The organism is Parabacteroides distasonis ATCC 8503, assembly GCF_000012845.1.
GTDB classification, from domain to species: Bacteria; Bacteroidota; Bacteroidia; order Bacteroidales; family Tannerellaceae; genus Parabacteroides; species Parabacteroides distasonis.
Genome location: NC_009615.1, coordinates 3202698 through 3220583 on the forward strand (window position 1 = coordinate 3202698; position 17886 = coordinate 3220583).

At 44.1% G+C, this 17886-nt stretch carries 15 protein-coding genes and 1 pseudogene; 3 read left to right on the forward strand and 13 right to left on the reverse strand.

The window, feature by feature from the left end; translation table 11 throughout:
- Positions 1 to 30: 30 nt before the first annotated feature.
- From BDI_RS13475 to BDI_RS13530, 12 genes are all read right to left on the reverse strand, one after another.
- Entirely contained in the window at positions 31 to 1314 is a 1284-nt protein-coding gene (locus tag BDI_RS13475) for a BT_3928 family protein (protein ID WP_005860979.1), read from the reverse strand.
- A gap of 5 nt (positions 1315 to 1319) precedes the next feature.
- The gene (locus BDI_RS13480) at positions 1320 to 1865 is read right to left on the reverse strand and encodes a DUF1599 domain-containing protein (RefSeq protein WP_005860977.1); all 546 of its coding nucleotides are present in this window, start codon (positions 1863 to 1865) and stop codon (positions 1320 to 1322) included.
- A gap of 158 nt (positions 1866 to 2023) precedes the next feature.
- Positions 2024 to 3274 (reverse strand): M23 family metallopeptidase, encoded by a 1251-nt coding sequence (locus BDI_RS13485; RefSeq protein ID WP_011966948.1) that lies wholly within the window; start codon positions 3272 to 3274, stop codon positions 2024 to 2026.
- A gap of 210 nt (positions 3275 to 3484) precedes the next feature.
- Positions 3485 to 5581: an ATP-dependent DNA helicase RecG gene (recG, locus tag BDI_RS13490; RefSeq protein WP_005860973.1), complete on the reverse strand. Its 2097-nt coding sequence runs from the start codon at positions 5579 to 5581 to the stop codon at positions 3485 to 3487.
- Between the two features lie 22 nt (positions 5582 to 5603).
- Positions 5604 to 6302 (reverse strand): 2-C-methyl-D-erythritol 4-phosphate cytidylyltransferase, encoded by a 699-nt coding sequence (locus tag BDI_RS13495; RefSeq protein WP_005860971.1) that lies wholly within the window; start codon positions 6300 to 6302, stop codon positions 5604 to 5606.
- Complete coding sequence (gene xseB / locus BDI_RS13500) at positions 6302 to 6499, reverse strand: exodeoxyribonuclease VII small subunit (RefSeq protein ID WP_005860969.1); 198 nt, start codon at positions 6497 to 6499, stop codon at positions 6302 to 6304. The genes BDI_RS13495 and xseB overlap by 1 nt, the downstream gene beginning before the upstream one ends.
- A gap of 39 nt (positions 6500 to 6538) precedes the next feature.
- Positions 6539 to 7873 (reverse strand): exodeoxyribonuclease VII large subunit, encoded by a 1335-nt coding sequence (gene xseA / locus BDI_RS13505; protein ID WP_009018425.1) that lies wholly within the window; start codon positions 7871 to 7873, stop codon positions 6539 to 6541.
- Positions 7854 to 9236, reverse strand: a complete 1383-nt coding sequence (locus BDI_RS13510; RefSeq protein ID WP_005860964.1) for a S8 family serine peptidase — start codon at positions 9234 to 9236, stop codon at positions 7854 to 7856. Before BDI_RS13510 ends, xseA begins: the two co-directional genes overlap by 20 nt.
- A 101-nt stretch (positions 9237 to 9337) precedes the next feature.
- Entirely contained in the window at positions 9338 to 9805 is a 468-nt protein-coding gene (locus BDI_RS13515) for an Lrp/AsnC family transcriptional regulator (RefSeq protein WP_005860962.1), read from the reverse strand.
- Positions 9806 to 9989: 184 nt separating this feature from the next.
- On the reverse strand, positions 9990 to 10700 hold the full coding sequence (locus BDI_RS13520; protein WP_005860960.1) for an FKBP-type peptidyl-prolyl cis-trans isomerase: 711 nt from the start codon (positions 10698 to 10700) through the stop codon (positions 9990 to 9992).
- Positions 10701 to 10720: 20 nt separating this feature from the next.
- On the reverse strand, positions 10721 to 11308 hold the full coding sequence (locus tag BDI_RS13525) for an FKBP-type peptidyl-prolyl cis-trans isomerase (RefSeq protein WP_005860958.1): 588 nt from the start codon (positions 11306 to 11308) through the stop codon (positions 10721 to 10723).
- Positions 11309 to 11442: 134 nt separating this feature from the next.
- Positions 11443 to 13605 carry a DUF4906 domain-containing protein gene (locus tag BDI_RS13530; RefSeq protein WP_011966949.1) on the reverse strand — a complete coding sequence of 721 codons (2163 nt, stop codon included), beginning with the start codon at positions 13603 to 13605 and terminating at the stop codon, positions 11443 to 11445.
- A gap of 189 nt (positions 13606 to 13794) precedes the next feature.
- Between BDI_RS13530 and BDI_RS13535 the strand changes: the two genes are divergently transcribed.
- The 3 genes from BDI_RS13535 to BDI_RS13545 all read left to right on the forward strand — a co-directional run bounded on the left by BDI_RS13535 (position 13795) and on the right by BDI_RS13545 (position 16895).
- Positions 13795 to 15186, forward strand: a complete 1392-nt coding sequence (locus BDI_RS13535) for an Mfa1 family fimbria major subunit (RefSeq protein ID WP_009018428.1) — start codon at positions 13795 to 13797, stop codon at positions 15184 to 15186.
- Positions 15187 to 15222: 36 nt separating this feature from the next.
- Positions 15223 to 16125 (forward strand): FimB/Mfa2 family fimbrial subunit, encoded by a 903-nt coding sequence (locus BDI_RS13540; protein WP_009018429.1) that lies wholly within the window; start codon positions 15223 to 15225, stop codon positions 16123 to 16125.
- 80 nt (positions 16126 to 16205) lie between these two features.
- Positions 16206 to 16895: an SIR2 family NAD-dependent protein deacylase gene (locus BDI_RS13545; RefSeq protein ID WP_009018430.1), complete on the forward strand. Its 690-nt coding sequence runs from the start codon at positions 16206 to 16208 to the stop codon at positions 16893 to 16895.
- A 243-nt stretch (positions 16896 to 17138) separates the two neighbouring features.
- Here BDI_RS13545 and BDI_RS13550 read toward each other — a convergent pair.
- Positions 17139 to 17366: pseudogene (locus tag BDI_RS13550) on the reverse strand (hypothetical protein); the annotation flags it as partial.
- Positions 17367 to 17886: the final 520 nt, after the last annotated feature.

Here is a 17886-nt window from a genome sequence, read left to right on the forward strand (position 1 = left end):
ATAATTTAAATATGTAATACAAATAAATCTCTATTCAGATTCTTTTCCTTTCCGGCGACGGCGATTGCGCAAGGCATCGTATCCCCAAACCAGCAACAAAGGTACGGTAAAACTTAATAGGTTGGTTATTAGCCGGGCATCTTCTTTCGCTTTCCAGTCGGTATTTCCTTCCAGATAGCCGTTTACGATCGTTTTCAGGTCTTCTTCCTGTGGAATATCGTTGTAATGCCACTTCATCAAGATCGTACCTTTCTTCAGCAAGACCAATCCCGGGTTGGAGCGGATGATCGTTTTCAAAAGGACATCATCGGCCATAAGAAACGGATACTCGGCACCGGTATTATCACTCCATGTAGCGATAGCCTCGGCGGAAGAACCCGTCACGCAATAAAAGCCCAAACCGTTCTCCAAGGCGTAATCGTATACATTGTTGATCTCGTCAATACGCTCATCATCCGCATTCTCCAGACGGGGGGCGATCAAAAGAAAGAGACCTTTCGGGTCGTTCAGCAACTCATCAGTCACGTCTGCGTCATTCTCATTATAAATATGAAATGTGGTAACGGGGGGAACGTATCCTTGTTTGATCAGCTTGGTCTTTGAATCCACGAAAGTCCACGTGCTATCATCGGCCGGGGCGTTCTCCAAAGAAAATTCTTTCTGTACGCCATCCCTCTCGTAAATAAAAGAATACGCATATTCATCCTCGGGCGCACCTTCCGGTATCGACATCAAGGCAGGGATATTCGCACCCAACTTATAGGGACGGAAATCCAAGATCGGCAAATGATTATAATTCCGGTAAGCGAAACCGATAGCGAAGACATATGACCACAAAGCCACGAACCAGTAGACATGGTAGGTATAGCCTTGTAAAAGCCGCTGATTATGGATGAACACGTAAATAGCGGCGGCCAAAAGTACGACATTCTTATAGAAGGTCTGCCAATTACTGATCACCAAGGCATCCCCGAAGCAACCGCAATCCGATACGGGATTGAAGATCGCCAGATACAGCGTCAGCGGCGTCATGAAAGACATCATCAGCAAGGTCAAGAAGGTCGTATACCGCCGGTACACCCCTAATAGCATACAGACACCCAGCATGAATTCCAGAGCGGACAAGTTGAAGGAGATCAATACCGTAAAAGGTTGCAGCTTATCCAGCCCAAAGGAAGTCAGATAGTCGCCAATCTTAATGGCTCCTCCCATGGGATCGACAGCCTTCACCGTCCCGGAGAAGATAAAGACTACTCCCAGTAACAGGCGGCAGACCTCTGCGATCACTTTCTTTACGGTTTCCTTATATTCCATGTAGCTCACTCCTCACCAAACTCCAGCTTGATCAAACCGAAGAGGGCATAATTAATCATATCCATGTAGTTGGCGTCCACTCCCTCAGAAACGAGCGTCTTGCCTCCATGACTCTCGATTTGCTTAGTCCGATAAATCTTCATCAAAATAAGATCCGTATACGAGCTGATACGCATGCTGCGCCACGCCTCATCATAATCATGATTCTTGGCGTACATCAGTTCCTTCGTCTCCGCAATGTATTTATCGTATAATTCCAAGGCTTTCTCTATCGTGATATCGGTCGTATCCGCAAATCCCAACGCCAATTGGACCAAGCCGATCACACCATAATTAACGATAGCGATAAACTCCGGACGGATTCCCTCGTCCACCATGCTCGTCCCCTTGATCTCCAAGCTACGGATACGGTTCGCCTTGATAAATATCTGATCGGTAACCGACTGGGGGCGCATGATCCTCCACGACGGCCCGTAATCTTTCAACTTCTTCTCGAACAACTCCCGGCACAGGGAGATCACTTGCTCGAATTGTTCCTTTGTATTTGGCATACTATCCTAGATTATACCCGCGAATATAGGAAAAAAGACGTAGATGTTCTCGAAAATTCAAGACAACAAAAGCTAATAAGATAAATGAAAAGAGGTTACAACAAAAAGGAGCCACTTTATAAGCGGCTCCTTTTCGTTTCCTTACATCTTATATATCGTTATGAACAGCGTAATGAGCGTCCTAAACGCAACACGGTAGTCTTTGTGATACCGTTCAATTCGCAGAGTTTACTAACAGAAGTACCGTATCTTTTAGCGATAGCGCCAAGCGTATCACCGGATTTAATACGATGATAAACCGAAGTAGCCTCCACATCATTCATTGTATTCGTGTCTTCTCCTAAAGAAGCGGTAGCGGAAGAACTTGCCTGTACCGTGATTTTCTTAGAAGATGCGGAAGCAGTCGATTTCTTTTGAGTTTGAGCTTTTGGAGTCGCTTTAGCCGCGGTTTCCACACCGGCACTACAACGAATGGACTGGCCGATACGTAACATAGAAGTAGATTTCAATCCATTTAAACGACAAAGCTCATTCACTGTCGTACCATATATACGTGCGATTTTACCTAAGGTATCACCGGATTTTACACGATGGTACACCATCTGACTATTGGAAGATGTATAGATATTGCTCTTACGTCCGTTAATCTTGACGTTACGAAACACATATTGATCCTGATGAGGTATTGAGTTCTCGAAGTCAATAATATCAGCCGGGTTAATAGCCTGTCCAAGAAAACGAGTCTCAAAATGCAAATGAGATCCCGTAGAGCGTCCTGTATTTCCCCCTAAAGCGATCGGATCTCCAGCCCGTACGATATCGTTCACACCTACTAAGAATTTAGATAAATGACCATATACAGTCTCTAAACCATTCGGATGGCGAATCACAAGATAATAGCCATATCCCCTACGCTCGAAATTCTTGATACGCACCTTGCCGTCAAACGCCGCACGGATCGTATCTCCAATTTGCACTTTCAAGTCTATCCCCTTATGCATCCGTCTACGGCGAGGACCATACTTTGAAGTGACCCTTGTCATAGAGTCCATAGGCAAGACAAAAGTAGAACAATCGATTACGCAAGAATCCGGCATATCTACCTTTTTACCCCGGAAAGGATTCACCCATTCATTTGTCCATTCGCCATATAATTCATCGGCAGGGAACATCAAGTTCTCTCTCGCCTCCAACTCCGCTTTTTCATTAATCTCCGCAAGCTCCTTCAAAGCCATATCTTTCTTAAAGCCAACACGGTCAGCCATTAACTCAGATACACGCTTGTCCATAAGTTTGTGGGTTGGATGATTGGGAGTCTCCGGAGTTTCCGGTTTCACCGGGTTCTCCGCATTAGCAGTCGATACCATCACAGCGGCACAACAAATGAATAGAAATGTCCTTATACTCATTTTTTGATAACTTTCATTCTTATAATTCAGGATAAAACGGCAATACCCGACATCTCTGCCTGATTGTCAACTTGTCAAAGTTCGGAAATTTGAATAAGCCGACAAAATTGATTAACGAAAAATTTCTGCAATGACTTTGAATAAAAGCAAAACAAGCGAATAAACAAGCTAAATATCAAAGACTTACAGAACAATATGTTTCACAACATATTAGCTAATCATTCCCCAATTTATCTTCCTTGTGAACAGAGTTTTGAGCCTTTCGCTCAATATCCGGTGCTGTTCGGACAATAATTCGGGGTCTTCGTCAAGAACTCCTTGAGCGATATCCCGCGCATACTGAAGTATTTGTCCATCGGCCGCCAAGTCCGCTATTTTAAGGTCTATCCCCTCGCCACTTTGTCGGGTACCTTCCAAATCTCCATGTCCCCGGAGACGGAGATCCGCCTCAGCGATCTCAAAGCCATTCGTACTGTTCACCATAATCTCCAATCGCTTACGAGTATCATTACTTAGTTTATAGGATGAGACCAAGATACAATAGGATTGTTCAGCACCACGTCCTACCCGGCCACGAAGCTGATGAAGTTGAGAGAGGCCGAAACGTTCAGCACTCTCGATCACCATGACGGATGCGTTCGGCACGTTCACGCCAACCTCTATAACCGTAGTAGCCATCAAGATTTGCGCCTCGCCGGAGATAAACTTCTGCATCTCGGTATCCTTATCCGCCGCTTTCATACGGCCATGTACCATACATACCTTATATTCAGGGAAAACCTCCTTGAACGTCTCAAAACCGGCCTCCAAGTCTTTATAATCCAGTTTCTCATTTCCTTCAATCAACGGATATACCACATAAACCTGACGCCCCTTTTGTATCTCTTTCCGAAGGAACTCATACAATTGCGCCTTTTTATTATCATAGCGATGAAGCGTTTGTATCGGTTTACGTCCCGGAGGTAACTCATCGATCACCGATACATCCAGATCCCCATACAAAGTCATCGCCAAAGTACGGGGAATCGGGGTAGCCGTCATCACCAGCACATGCGGCACGATAGCGTTCTTCATCCAAAGGCGTGAGCGTTGCTCCACACCAAAACGGTGCTGCTCATCGATAATCGCTAATCCCAACGAAGAGAAAACCACCGTCTCCTCAATCAACGCATGCGTCCCGATCACGATCTGGATCTCACCGCTGGCAATAGCCGGTAATATCTTATCCCGCTCCTTCTTCTTGGTAGATCCAGTCAAAAGAGCGACCTTCACGTCCATATCTTTCAGGAATCCCATGATCGTCGCATAATGCTGGGTCGCCAAGATCTCGGTAGGAGCCATCATACAAGCTTGGCAATGATTATCTATCGCCAATAGCATAGACAATAAGCCTACCAAAGTCTTGCCACTCCCCACATCACCTTGCAGCAGGCGATTCATTTGCCGCCCGCTACCCATATCGATCCGGATCTCACGGACTACCCGCTTCTGGGCGTTCGTCAACTCAAAAGGAAGATACTCTTTATAGAACGTATTGAAATAATGGCCGACCGTCGGGAATATGATCCCTTTTAGCTTCAGTTTCCGAACACTAGCAGTACGTAATATATTTAATTGTATGAAGAAAAGCTCGTCAAACTTCAAACGTAACTGGGCATCACGCAACTTAGCGGCAGATTCCGGGAAATGGATATTCCGCATCGCCTCTGTCATAGACATCATATGGATCCGTTTCAATACGTCGGGGGAAAGCGTCTCCGGAAGTTCCCAGTTCAGCCAGCTTAACAACGTATATTGCAGGTTCTGGATCGCCCGGGAATTCAAGAAAGATTTCTTCATTTTCTCCGAGGTATTATAGAAAGGAGTCAAGCCATTCGCCACTTGATCAGCTTGCTCCATTGAGTCGATATCCGGATGCGGTATGTTATAGGTATGCCCGAACTCCGTAGGCTTTCCGAAAACTATATACTCAGTATTGGGACGATACTTATCCGTCACATAATTCAAGCCCTTGAACCAGACCAAATCGATCGTGCCCGTACCATCCGAGAACTTACCAACCAGCCGTTTACTCCGCCCCTCGCCTAGCGTATCGAAATAGAGAATCTGGCCTTTCAACTGGATATAAGGCATATTCCCGCTGATCTCAGCTACTTTATAAAACCGGCTGCGATCTATATATTTATAAGGAAAATAAAAGAGCAAGTCCTCATACGACGATATCCCCGCTTCCTTTTGCAGGATATCCGCCTTCTTGGGTCCTACTCCCGGCAAGTACGTAATCGATCGCTTATCAAGGTCCAGCATAACGTCTATGAGTTTTTAGGGTTTACCGGGCAAACATCGCTTCCGCTATTAACAAATCAAAGGGCGTGGTAATCTTGATATTCTCACGATCACCGGGAACCGTATCAATCGCATGCCCCATCGCCTCCACCACGGAAGCGTCGTCCGTAAATAAAGACGAATAAGGTTGCTCATAGGCTTTTGTCAATAATTCCAGAAGGAAGACTTGCGGGGTTTGTACAGCCATATAGCGGGAACGGTCCACCGGATGGCTCCCTTTTTCATCTGTCTCACGCAGGGAATCAATCATCGGAACAACCGGGATAACGGCTCCCGTGACAGCCGCTTTATCAAAGCAGGCCTCAACAACCTCCGGAGAGACGAAAGGACGAACGCCATCGTGCACAGCGACCAAACTCAGACCGCTATCCTCCTCCCCCTTCCGACGCCTCTCCGCCAAAAGCCAATCCAACCCATTCTTAACCGAGAAGAAGCGAGTATCTCCCCCTTTCACGATCGCATGCGGGACCTTGCAGCCGATTTCCTTGCAAAGCATATTCCAATACGGCTGATGATCCTCCGGAAGCACAAGGATTATACGTGCGGAAGCATCCCAACGATGAAAAGCCTCTAAGGTATGCATCAAAAGAGGTTTCCCCCGCATAGGAATAAACTGCTTCGGCAGATCTCCACCCATACGAAGCCCTTTACCCCCGGCAACGATCAAGACGTACTTATCCATCAATCCAATTCCTCCAAAACTTTTTTAACTTCCTCATCCACTTTATACAGCTTCTCCTTGCAGAGCTTGATCAGACGGGTAGCTTCTTTTACCTTCTCGGACAGGATATCGACATCTAAGTCTCCATTCTCGATCTCAGCCACGATCTTACGAAGTTTCTCGATCGCCTCGTTATATGTTTCTTCTTTTTTCGCCATATTAATTATGTATTTATCGGACGGTTATAAAACCACCCTCTATGGTTTGATAATACTTTTTATTTCACCATCGATGAAGCGAGTCGTCAGTTCTTCGCCGGCTCGCAAATCAGAGGCATGTTTGATAATCTTGCCATCTTTCAAGGCTAAGCTATAGCCTCGCTTTAAGATATAATCAGGAGAAGCCATCTTGATAAACTGTTCCGTAAGCTGGATAAAACGCACATCCTCGGAGAGTTTAGAGGTAATACCGTTTCGCAAGCGAAGTTCCGTATTCTCAAGCACCGACTGGCGGCGTGATAACAAGCCCGATGCCATCGCAGGTAAACCACTCGCGATTGTTTGCAGTCCCGAACGATTCCGCTCGATCCGGCTTGTCACGATAGAGGGGAAACGGGTAGCGACCAATTGCAAATAGTTTTTCTGGCGGGATAGAATATCCATAGCCAATAAACTCACGTCTTGACACAAATTCTCCAACTCCTCACCTACGCTATCCATTCGAGAAATAAGGAACTCAGCGACAGCGGTCGGTGTCTTCATCCGGGTATGCGCCACCAAATCTACGACCGTATCATCCCGTTCGTGCCCGATACCCGTGATAATCGGTAAAGGGAATTGAGCGCAATTCGCCGCCAACAGATAAGAATCGAAGCTATTCAAGTCCGAGGTAGCCCCACCCCCACGGATAATCACGACCACATCAAAAAGATCTTGATGTTGATAAATCCGGTCTAAAGCCGCTATTACAGAAGCCTCCGTCCGTTCTCCTTGCATCAAGGCGGGGAATAATTTGGTATAGAACGGATAACCTCCTTTATTCCGTGTCAACTGATTCATAAAATCCTCGTAGCCGGCAGCCGTCGGAGAAGTAATGATAGCGATTCTCCTAGGAAGTAGCGGAAAAGGCAATTCCTTATTCAGCGTAAAGACCCCTTCCTCCTGCAATTGGCGGATAATCTCCATACGCTTACGCACCATATCCCCCAACGTATAAGCCGGATCGATATCAAGCACCGTAAGGCTCAATCCATATAACTCATGGAACTCAACAGACACCTTCACCAACACTTTCAAGCCGGAAGCGAACATCTGACCGGTCTCCATCTCGAAATAAGGTTTCAACATACGAAATGTCTTCGCCCAGATAGACCCTCGTACCTTGGCCACCAATTGCCCGGTCTGCGCATTCTTCTCCACAAACTCCAGATAACAATGTCCGGAAGAAGTATTCACCCGCACATCGCTCATCTCCGCACGCACCCAGCAAGTCTCCGGGAAAGCCCTCGACAACGCACCCCGTATGCGGGTATTCAGCTCTAACAAAGATAGAGCCTCTTTCTCACCCGATAAGTTATTTAGATTCGGCCGCATATTTACGCTCCTGTTTATAAGCTTTGTACACATCCGGGATGCCATATCCCAACTCAGCGTCCGGTTGCTCAAACTTACTGCCGAAACGCTGCAAAAGAGAGATTATATCCTTATTCGTCAGACTGGGAAACGCTTGCCATAGACAAACACCCAACCCCGCTAAGATCGGCGTAGCGAAAGAGGTACCGTTCGCGTAACGGATATTCCCCGTAGGATCTATCACGCAACAGCCCGTACCCAAGGCAACCACATCCGGCTTCACCCGGTAATCCGCTGTAAAGCCGACAGAACTGAAATTACTTTTCTTCTTACGATCCGTGATAGCGCCCACTGTCAATATATCCGGGGCATCCGCTGGAAAGGTTATCTTTCCCCAGCTACCGCCCCCCTCGTTGCCGGCGCTACTAAACAACAAGATCCCTTTTGATGAAGCCATCTTAGCGGCACGACTGATCAAGGAAGTCCTCCCGTCCAATTGATCTTGATGATAGTTCAGGGCCTCTACATCAAAAGAGAAATACCCCAACGAAGAAGAGACCACATCCACTCCCACGCTATCGGCAAATTCCATAGCTGCCGTCCAATAATCCTCCTCGATGGGAAACTCCGAACGGCTATCCTCGCTCTTTATCAGCCAATATTCGGCTTGGGGAGCCGTACCGACCATCAAGCCCGGCGCATCAGCGGCCAAGCAAGATAAGACCTTCGTCCCATGATCATCCCCGATGAAAACACTTCGACCGGGGAAAACCACGTTATGCGTTCCTAATAACCGCAAGGAATCAAATACGCTGATCCGATCCACGTTCATGAAACCGGCATCGACCACGGCCACACGCATACCCTCACCCTTAAAGCCTGCCTCATGCAATTTGATACCGTTCAGCATCTTGATCTGCTCCTCGGCATAACCGTAAGGCGATTTCTCAGGTTTATCTATTGGCATAAACCGTGTCGTATCTTTCTCCTCCCTAGGAATATCGATTTCCTCGTCACCTTTCCAGACCCATTTCACGGAATCCACGATCGGGAGGCGCGAGAGACGCTCAGCGACCAAGCTATCCGGACTGGACACCACGACCGTAGAGAACCATTTACTCTCCAGCACCGGTTTTCCTCCATTGGCGGACAAGGTATCCAGATAAGCTTGAGCGATCGGCAAATCCGATTCCGACACCGATATACCTTGCCGGTTCCGTCGCTCGACAGACTCCTTGGAAAGATATTCCTCCGGGTTATCCAGCGTATAACCGGAATCCCCTTTATCTTTCAAATACACCCGAAAACGAAAACTTTCCCCGGCATGTACTCCCAAAGAAAACAAACTGAATACGAAAACGAATATTCCTATATATTTACTCATAGAACCTCACACAATTACGAATTACAAAGATAGATGATACCGCCGAATAAACAAAAAAGCCCGGCACTGGAATAGGCCGGGCTCATGTATAATTCTTCGTCTTATTCATTGATATTACAAATAGGGATCTCACGTTTAACACTTTGGCGTAAAGAAATCAAGGTCTCTGTAGCCGTAACACCCGGTATCTCCTGAATCTTAGAGTTCAAAAGTTCCATCAAGTGCTCGTTATCACGGGCATACAGCTTGATCAGCATCGTATACGGACCCGTAGTGAAATGGCATTCTACCACTTCGGGTATTTTCTCGAATTCCGGGACAACATCCTTGTACATAGATCCACGCTCCAATTTCACGCCGATATAGGTACATGTATTATACCCCAATATTTTAGGATTGATGTGATACCCTGAGCCAACGATCACATTCATATCAATCATGCGTTGAACCCGTTGATGAATAGCTGCACGAGATACACCGCACTCCTCGGCAACATCTTTAAAAGGAATCCTAGCATTCTTTGAAATAATGTTCAATATCTGCCGGTCCAGTTTGTCTATCTTCTCCATTTTAAATTCGCTTTATTATATGCATTCAGATTTAATGTATCAAAAGTATATAATAAATTTGAATCATATATCATTCTGAAAGAAAAAAGTAATCAATAAATAATAAAAGCGGGCAAAAAATGCTTTTTAGCATAATTTGCCCGCCTATTATCTTACAAACGTTCCGTTTCTATTTCTTCGCTACTTATTCTTTTACGATGTCAAGCAACTCAACCTCGAACTTCAATACGCTGTTCGGTTTGATATCTTGTCCTGCGCCACGTTCGCCATAAGCCAACTCAGCCGGGATCCAGAAGATATATTTAGAACCGACCGGCATGATCTGCAAGCCCTCAGTCCAGCCCTTGATTACTTGGCCAACACCGAACTCAGCCGGCTCGCCACGATCCACGGAGCTATCAAACTTAGTACCGTCCAATAGAGTTCCGGTATAATGAACTTTTACCTTATCGGTAGCGGTTGGCTTCGCGCCTGTACCTTCTTTCTCTACCTTATATTGCAAGCCGCTCTCAGTCGTGATAACGCCTTCTTTTGTCTTATTCTCCGCCAAGAACTTATCACCCTCTTCTTTTGTCTTCTTAGCCTCGCGAGCCTGAGCCTCTACGAAGTAAGTCTGCAAATATTGTTGAGCCTGTTGCGGATTCATCTTCATCGCAGAAGAATCCCCTTTGATAGCTTGGATAAAACCAGCGATCAAATCATCTACGTTAGCCTCGCCACCCGGCAAAGTCTTTAAGTTTTCCTTATAACCGGCACCTGTGCTGATACCAATAGCGTAGCTTGCGCTATCGATGGAAGTCTTCAAGCTCGCGCTTTTGTGAGAATCACCGCAAGAGGTGAAAGATGCGCCCATTGCTACAATCACTGTAGCGACTAATACACTTAACTTTTTCATTTTTCTTTAACTCTTATATATTATTTTTCGATATCTAATAACTCAACGTCGAAGATCAATGTACTATTCGGCTCGATAGCCTCACCTGCCCCACGCTCGCCATAAGCAAGGTTAGACGGGATAAACAATCTCCATTTAGAACCGACCGGCATCAACTGCAAGGCCTCTACCCATCCCGGGATTACCTGTGAAACACCGAATACGGCAGGCTCGCCTCTCTGTACGGAGCTATCAAACACCTGACCGTTGATTAACGTACCGTGATAGTGGCATTTTACCTTATCGTTCGCCGTAGGTTTAGCGCCTGTACCATTCTTCAGCACCTCGTATTGCAAACCGCTAGGCAACTCTACCACACCAGCCTTATGCTTATTGATAGTAAGGAACTCCTCACCGGCTTTCTTATTGATTTCCAGTTTCTCTTGTTGAAGCTTCATGAAGTAATCATTGATCACTTGTTTTGCCTCATCATAACTAAGAGCAGGTTTTGCCTCTGTTAAGACGTCATTCAATCCCTGTACAAAATCTTCCACTTGAAGATCCTTGATGCCTGAGTTCTGGAAATTATTTCCGATACTTAAGCCAAGCGCATAACTTACTTTATCCATTCTTTTTTCTTGTTCAACTAATTATAAGCCACAAAAGTAATGCTTTTAATCGTATAACAGCATTTTGTAAGAACTTTTTATTTCATTCAAATCTTTTTAGAACAAACAAAAGACATACATCCTCAGTCTTTTCCCTATTCCCCATATAATACGACATTGGTTATCCATGCAAAAACATTGGCTATCAATTTGGAAGCATCATTATTTATCTCTCCTGAAGTATTATTTATCCGGTTATCTTTTGTACCTCCAGTCCCAGATGAAGAATTCCCCAAATCCGTATCTCCTATATAAACGATCCGTCTCGAATAGTCTACTCCTAATACGATACCACCAGCCTTCCCAGTCAAGAGTGGCGTGATTCCTTTTGCCGACTCAGTGTTCAAAAGTATCTCACCATGATAGGCATCGTAGTTACGAAATGAGAAACTCGAAGAGACCGGAGTATAAGATCCACTTGTAAAAGGTCCAGTAGAAGTGAAGAAACTATTATCCGCACTTGATGGAGCTACGGTAAACTCACCATTATTGACAGTCAAAAATTTTATATTGCTATTTCCTCCTAAAAATTCATCGATCAGATATTTACTTACATCCGCAGCGTCATAAGAAGCGATTAGCACACGATTCTTTTTTGCATTCAACCAATTATGTACTTTCTTCGCATCTTCATTTCCAAAATAACCATTGCTCATATAATGGACATATACGACATCAAAAGCAGCAAAAAGGGCATCTGTCAATCTATTATTACTAACGTTGGACCGTATCAGATTATACCCTCCACAGACGACATTCCCGTTCGGACCGAAATTACTTTGATTATCCAATATGCCTCTTAAACCGTCTGCACGTGCGTCGGGAGGTACCGAAGCAACAATATTAGTACCTAAACTGCCTAAGCCGACATTAAATGTCAACAAATTAATTACCGTATTGGCTGCTACGCTATATTTTTGCTTGATCGCCACCAAGATTTTCCACCGATGAGCAGTAATGACAAAGTTCTGGACCGGCCCAGCATCGCCAGACATATTATTCTGTAAGGCCGTTACAACTAACTGGCTGCCGTCCAGATTCTTTTCTACGGTAAAATAATCATTTGACAATGATTGCCCCTCACTTCCAATCGGCATACCATTCTCATCCGCCCACTGTAATGTGTAGTCGGACAAGTCGGTAAACACCTCTATAGTAGCTTTAGAACCAGCCTTATTCTTCAATATGATTTCACGGGAGGAAACTCCGAAATGATGCTCTCCGTCAAAAGACATATCGATCGTATTATCATCCCATTGTCGCACTTCTGCCACAATATGTGCAGACTGATTGTTCGCCGCATCGTCAGGATTATCCCATCCGGGAGCGGAAACCTTTTTCACATTAAATATATATTTGTGATTACGCAAGATTTGCCCAAAAGCATTCTCTTTATTGTCCGGGTCAAAATCCATACGATAATAACTCATCTTTTCACTTCCATTATAGTAACCGCCTACAACGATACACGTCGCACTGCTCACCCGGTCGCCTTCGGCTGGAGAACTGACCTCCGGCAAATAAAGTTGTGCGGAGAATTCATTCCGATCCTCCTCTGAGACCGAAAACATACGGCTGCTTACATTTGCCATACTTCCGTCGGGAACGCTTGGTGTCGTTACTTTCATAGAACCCGTTTCATTGGGAATCACTTGCAGCGAATTATTAGCACGATATGCTTTTACTCCCGCCAGTTTAAAATTTGCAGCTTCGGTAGCAACAACATCCACACGGGCTATGGAGCGCAACATCTTTATCCCGGTGATTTCTTGCATTTCGGTGGATGACAGTCCGGCAGGAAATTTATATTCGCCATACATCGGGAAATTGGAAACTAAATTATCAAACTCCCGATTTATCTTCTTTTTTACGACCTCTTTACTATCGTCCAACGACGGTTCATTGGAAACAACAGTTTCGTCAGTATTTGCCAAAATAAGCAATTCCACAGGCAAGGAGGTTGATTTCAGAAGTACCGTGAATGTTGTTTGTGCCATATTACTACTGATAGATATGCCAGGTACCCGATACCGGTATTTCTGGTCCTCAAATACCAATACCTGAACTTCACTAATCAAAGACTCATGAGTGGGCTGATCAATCTCAGCTTTTGTCTTAGAATAAACGGTAGAAGACGGACTCGTTATTACCAATCTCATTTTTATACCACCTACATCATTTCCGACAGATATCCCTGTCTCGTCATTACAGGATATAAAAAAAAGAAAAACGACCAGGATATATATAAATTTTCTCATGATGCATTTTTCAGATAGAACACAAATCCTCCTCCCTTTGTTCCATCAACCAAACTCATTGTCTTTTAAAGAATTTCCATTTCCCAAGAAAATATAACTATTTGGACAGAACGGGTGTTCTATAGGACAACCGGGCCAAACCGGATGAATTAAATAATAATATAAGTATTCACTAAAAAATATAGGCATATGAAAACAAACAATTTGTATATTACGTTATTTGCGGCATTAGCTATCACTGCATGCAGTAAAGATAACGAGCTTCCTCAAGGATCTGCTAAAGACCCGAATGCCGATATGCCGGACGCATATACCTCTATCGCTATCAATATTCCCCACACCACTATGACGAAAGCCGCTTCGGGCCGTGCCATTGATCAGGGAATAGCGGACGAGAACAAGGTCAAGACCTTACATGTATTTATCTACGATACCGATGCCCCAAATACTCCGACAGTTGCCGAATTTACGGTAGACGACAATTCTCTTGCCCCCAAATCTCCCGGTAGCTCCACTTGGGTAACAAACAGAGCTATCAAAACTAAAAAAGCCGATAAATATATTTTTGCAGCAGTGAACCTCAATACAGATATGGTCAACTATATCACAGCCAATGGACTCGGATCATTCAGTTACAATCAATTTGCCCAAGAAATCTCGCAACTGGCAGATCTGACAAATGGCTTTGTCATGTTCAACACGAGTTATCCGGAAAGTACCCCGGCTGCAAACTTATATGAAAATGAAAGCCTTGCCCAAACGAATCGCATGGCTATACCGGTTTCCCGCGTTGTAGCGAAAGCAGCAGTATTCAAAGCTAATGACTTTGTTGTAAACGGAGGAGGAAACATGACGGAGATAAAATTCGGTTGGAGGAACTTGAATAAAAAGTTCTATTTCATACAGGATAAAAGAGACGGGATTATCAAGGACTATAATTGGGAAAATTATTCCGTATCGGATTTCGAAAGAGGGTCGGACGCCATAAACACCTATACTTCAACGGACGATCCGGTCACTTTTTCCTACGCACCTGAGAACTCATTCAAATACAGCTTGGATCAAACAGAAGTAAACGGAACGACTTTTATTAGTGTCAGCGGAGTGTTTACGCCAGATAAAGTAATATCGACTTCAAATCCCAGCCCAACCCAACCGGCAGATTTTGCGATTATCAGTAATCCCAATAATTCCGACAAAACATTCTATGTAGTCAGAACAGCCGACGGTATTGCCAACTATTTTGTAAATGGGACTATAGCACAACAATATGCCGATCTTTGCAGTAAAAATACTCCGGGGATGCCTCTTTACAACGGAACATACATATTGAATGAGAATACATTTACAAATGGTATCTGTTACTTCCACATTTTCGTCAATGCCAATGCTACGTCACCTCAAGCACCTTATAACGTTTACCGGAATCAGTATTTTAAGGTAAACATCCATAGCATACAAGCTCCGGGAAATCCTTCAGACAATTTCGATACCGGAGAGGTGATTAAATCAGAAACATGGATAAGTACTGATATAGAAATAACTCCATGGGAAGTCTATGAAGAAGACTATGATCTATAGCCCACTATCTATGAATTCTTAAAATTTATCTGTGAGATGAAAGCCTATTTAAAATGGATAGTATTAATTACATGGTCGTTCACGATGACGAGCTGTATAAAAGAAAATTTACCTGAATGCATTCCGGACAATACCGGCATCGTTCTTAAATTCCGGTATCCGACCGGTACAAATACCCAAAGTAACAAAAATGGGGTTGATCGGTTATCTGTATTCATTTTTGATGACAAAGGTATTTTCGTTTCACAAATAAATGATTCTCTGATATGGATCGATGATAATTACGAATTGGAACTTCCTTATAAACAAGGAAGTTACCAATTTGTAACATGGGCGGGTTATAACGAGGCAACCTACGGAATAACAACATGCATACCGGGTCAAACACATATAGAAGATTTTTTCTTATTCCTGAAACGGGATACGGATAACCGAGTTACAGATCAGCCCAAGTTACTATATCATGGGATACACGAGACTGTAGCATTGGATGAACACGAAAAAATGATTGCTTGGATAAATCTAAAACAGATTACAAATCATATCCGTGTTATTGCTCATAATTTGGATAAGGACATATCTCATAACATCTATATTGAAGACAACAATGGTAAATATGGATATTCATCATTGTTCGCCCATGACGATCCGATTCTTTATATACCTGTTTATATGAGGGTCGCAAAAGAGAGTAATACGTTAACCGCTGATTTCAATGTAATGAAACTTGATAAGAACCGGATACCACGTTTACAGATAGTGGATGAAACAAATACAGTTTGCTACGATGAAAACCTTATCGGAGAACTTCTTGGGAAAAATCCCAATATTAATTTAGAAAATGAACATGATTTTACAATTGAAATATCATTCAATGGTTATAGTCCGATCGATATAAAAATTAACGGTTGGGATATAAAAGAAAGCGATGAAATGTAATTATTCATCGCTTTTTCAAGATAAAGTCGTAACTTCGTAACTATTAATATATACATCTATACATTTTAAACAAGTAACAGATGAAAAAGTTAGTCATACTTACCGGAGCGGGAATGAGCGCGGAAAGCGGCATCTCCACTTTCCGTGACTCGGACGGGTTATGGGAGAAATATCGTGTAGAAGAGGTAGCTACACCAGAAGGCTTCGCCGCTAACCCAAAATTGGTTCTCGACTTCTACAACCAGCGTAGAAGAGAGCTATTGAATACGAAACCTAACGCCGGTCACCTCGGCCTAGCCGCCTTGGAGAAAGATTTCGACGTACGGATCATTACCCAGAATATCGATAACTTACATGAACGTGCGGGTAGCAGCCACGTGATCCATCTGCATGGAGAGTTGATGAAGGCATGCTCCGTAAGGGATCTGGACACGACCTACGATCTATCACCGGAGAACCCGGATATTCATCTGGGTGACAAGGACCCTCACGGAAATCAGCTACGTCCTTTCGTCGTATGGTTTGGAGAGGCGGTACCCATGATAGAGCCTTCCATCAAGCTGGTGGAAGATTGTGATATCTTCGTGATTATCGGTACCTCCTTAAACGTCTATCCTGCCGCCGGATTGCTAAACTACGTGCGCCGGGGCCAACCGATCTACTTGATCGACCCGAAAGATGTACGTACTTATCGCAACGATATTGAGCATATACAGGCCGGGGCCTCGGAAGGGGTCAAGAGGCTGACCGAGTTGCTTACGCAGAATTAAACAATTCATACACTCATTAGGTCTGACGAAGGCAAGTATAAAAACGAAGTCCTCGGCATGCGAACACATTGCCAAGGACTTGTTTTTTTATCCGCTTCCATCCTCACGGAAGTACTTACGGATGAACTTTAATTTATTACTTTAGTATTAATATTAATCCAATTCCCGCCTGTTCATCCGTCACGGATTACTTGGATCGATACCCGCACGGGAATCGTATGATTATCTTATTTCGTTTATTTCTTATTTCACGATTGCCTTTACAGCTTCCTCGCCGTCAACAGCTACCGCTACGATAGATACGCCTTCAGCGTCAGCGCCTTCGATAGATGTTACCATATCCTCAGCGTCAGTCTTCTGGTATGCGTTGAAGATCAAGGCACCGTCAGAACCAGTCTTAGCGGCATTGAATTCAGAGTCGCCACGAGTCAATACCAAACAACCGTTTTGCATCTTCAACCATGCGGCGTAAGAATGTACGCACGTACATTAAAAGCAGCTTATTTCCCACTTCCAATAATCTATTTATTATTTACTCTCAACACAGACTATTTCGCTCTAAGTTATTTATCTAATGCCGGAATACTTTCAGTGTAAGCCTGTTTTGAGACAGGTTATATTCAGCAAGAATCCACCTGTCAGTAAAACAACAGTTATACAATCCTTTTGACTGAAATAAAGCGCATATCGTGACATAGCCTATTCGTAAAAGAGGCAAGATAATGGGAAAAAGGAGGTTGTAAGCGGCGTTTTATGCGGCAAAGTACTACTTTTTACACACGAGTATCGACAAAAGCCTACGCTATCGGTCGTGTTTGGCAACGCCAATAGTGCCGTTGGGCATCGTGAATAGTCAAGAATAGGGTCGTGAACTATCAAGAATAGCCATCATAACCCTGTCACTTCCCTATCGTAACCCATTGAGATAGGTTTTTCATCCCATAAAATAGGAATTAGGATGAGCTAGTTTCGCTAGAACAAAAGAGCATCT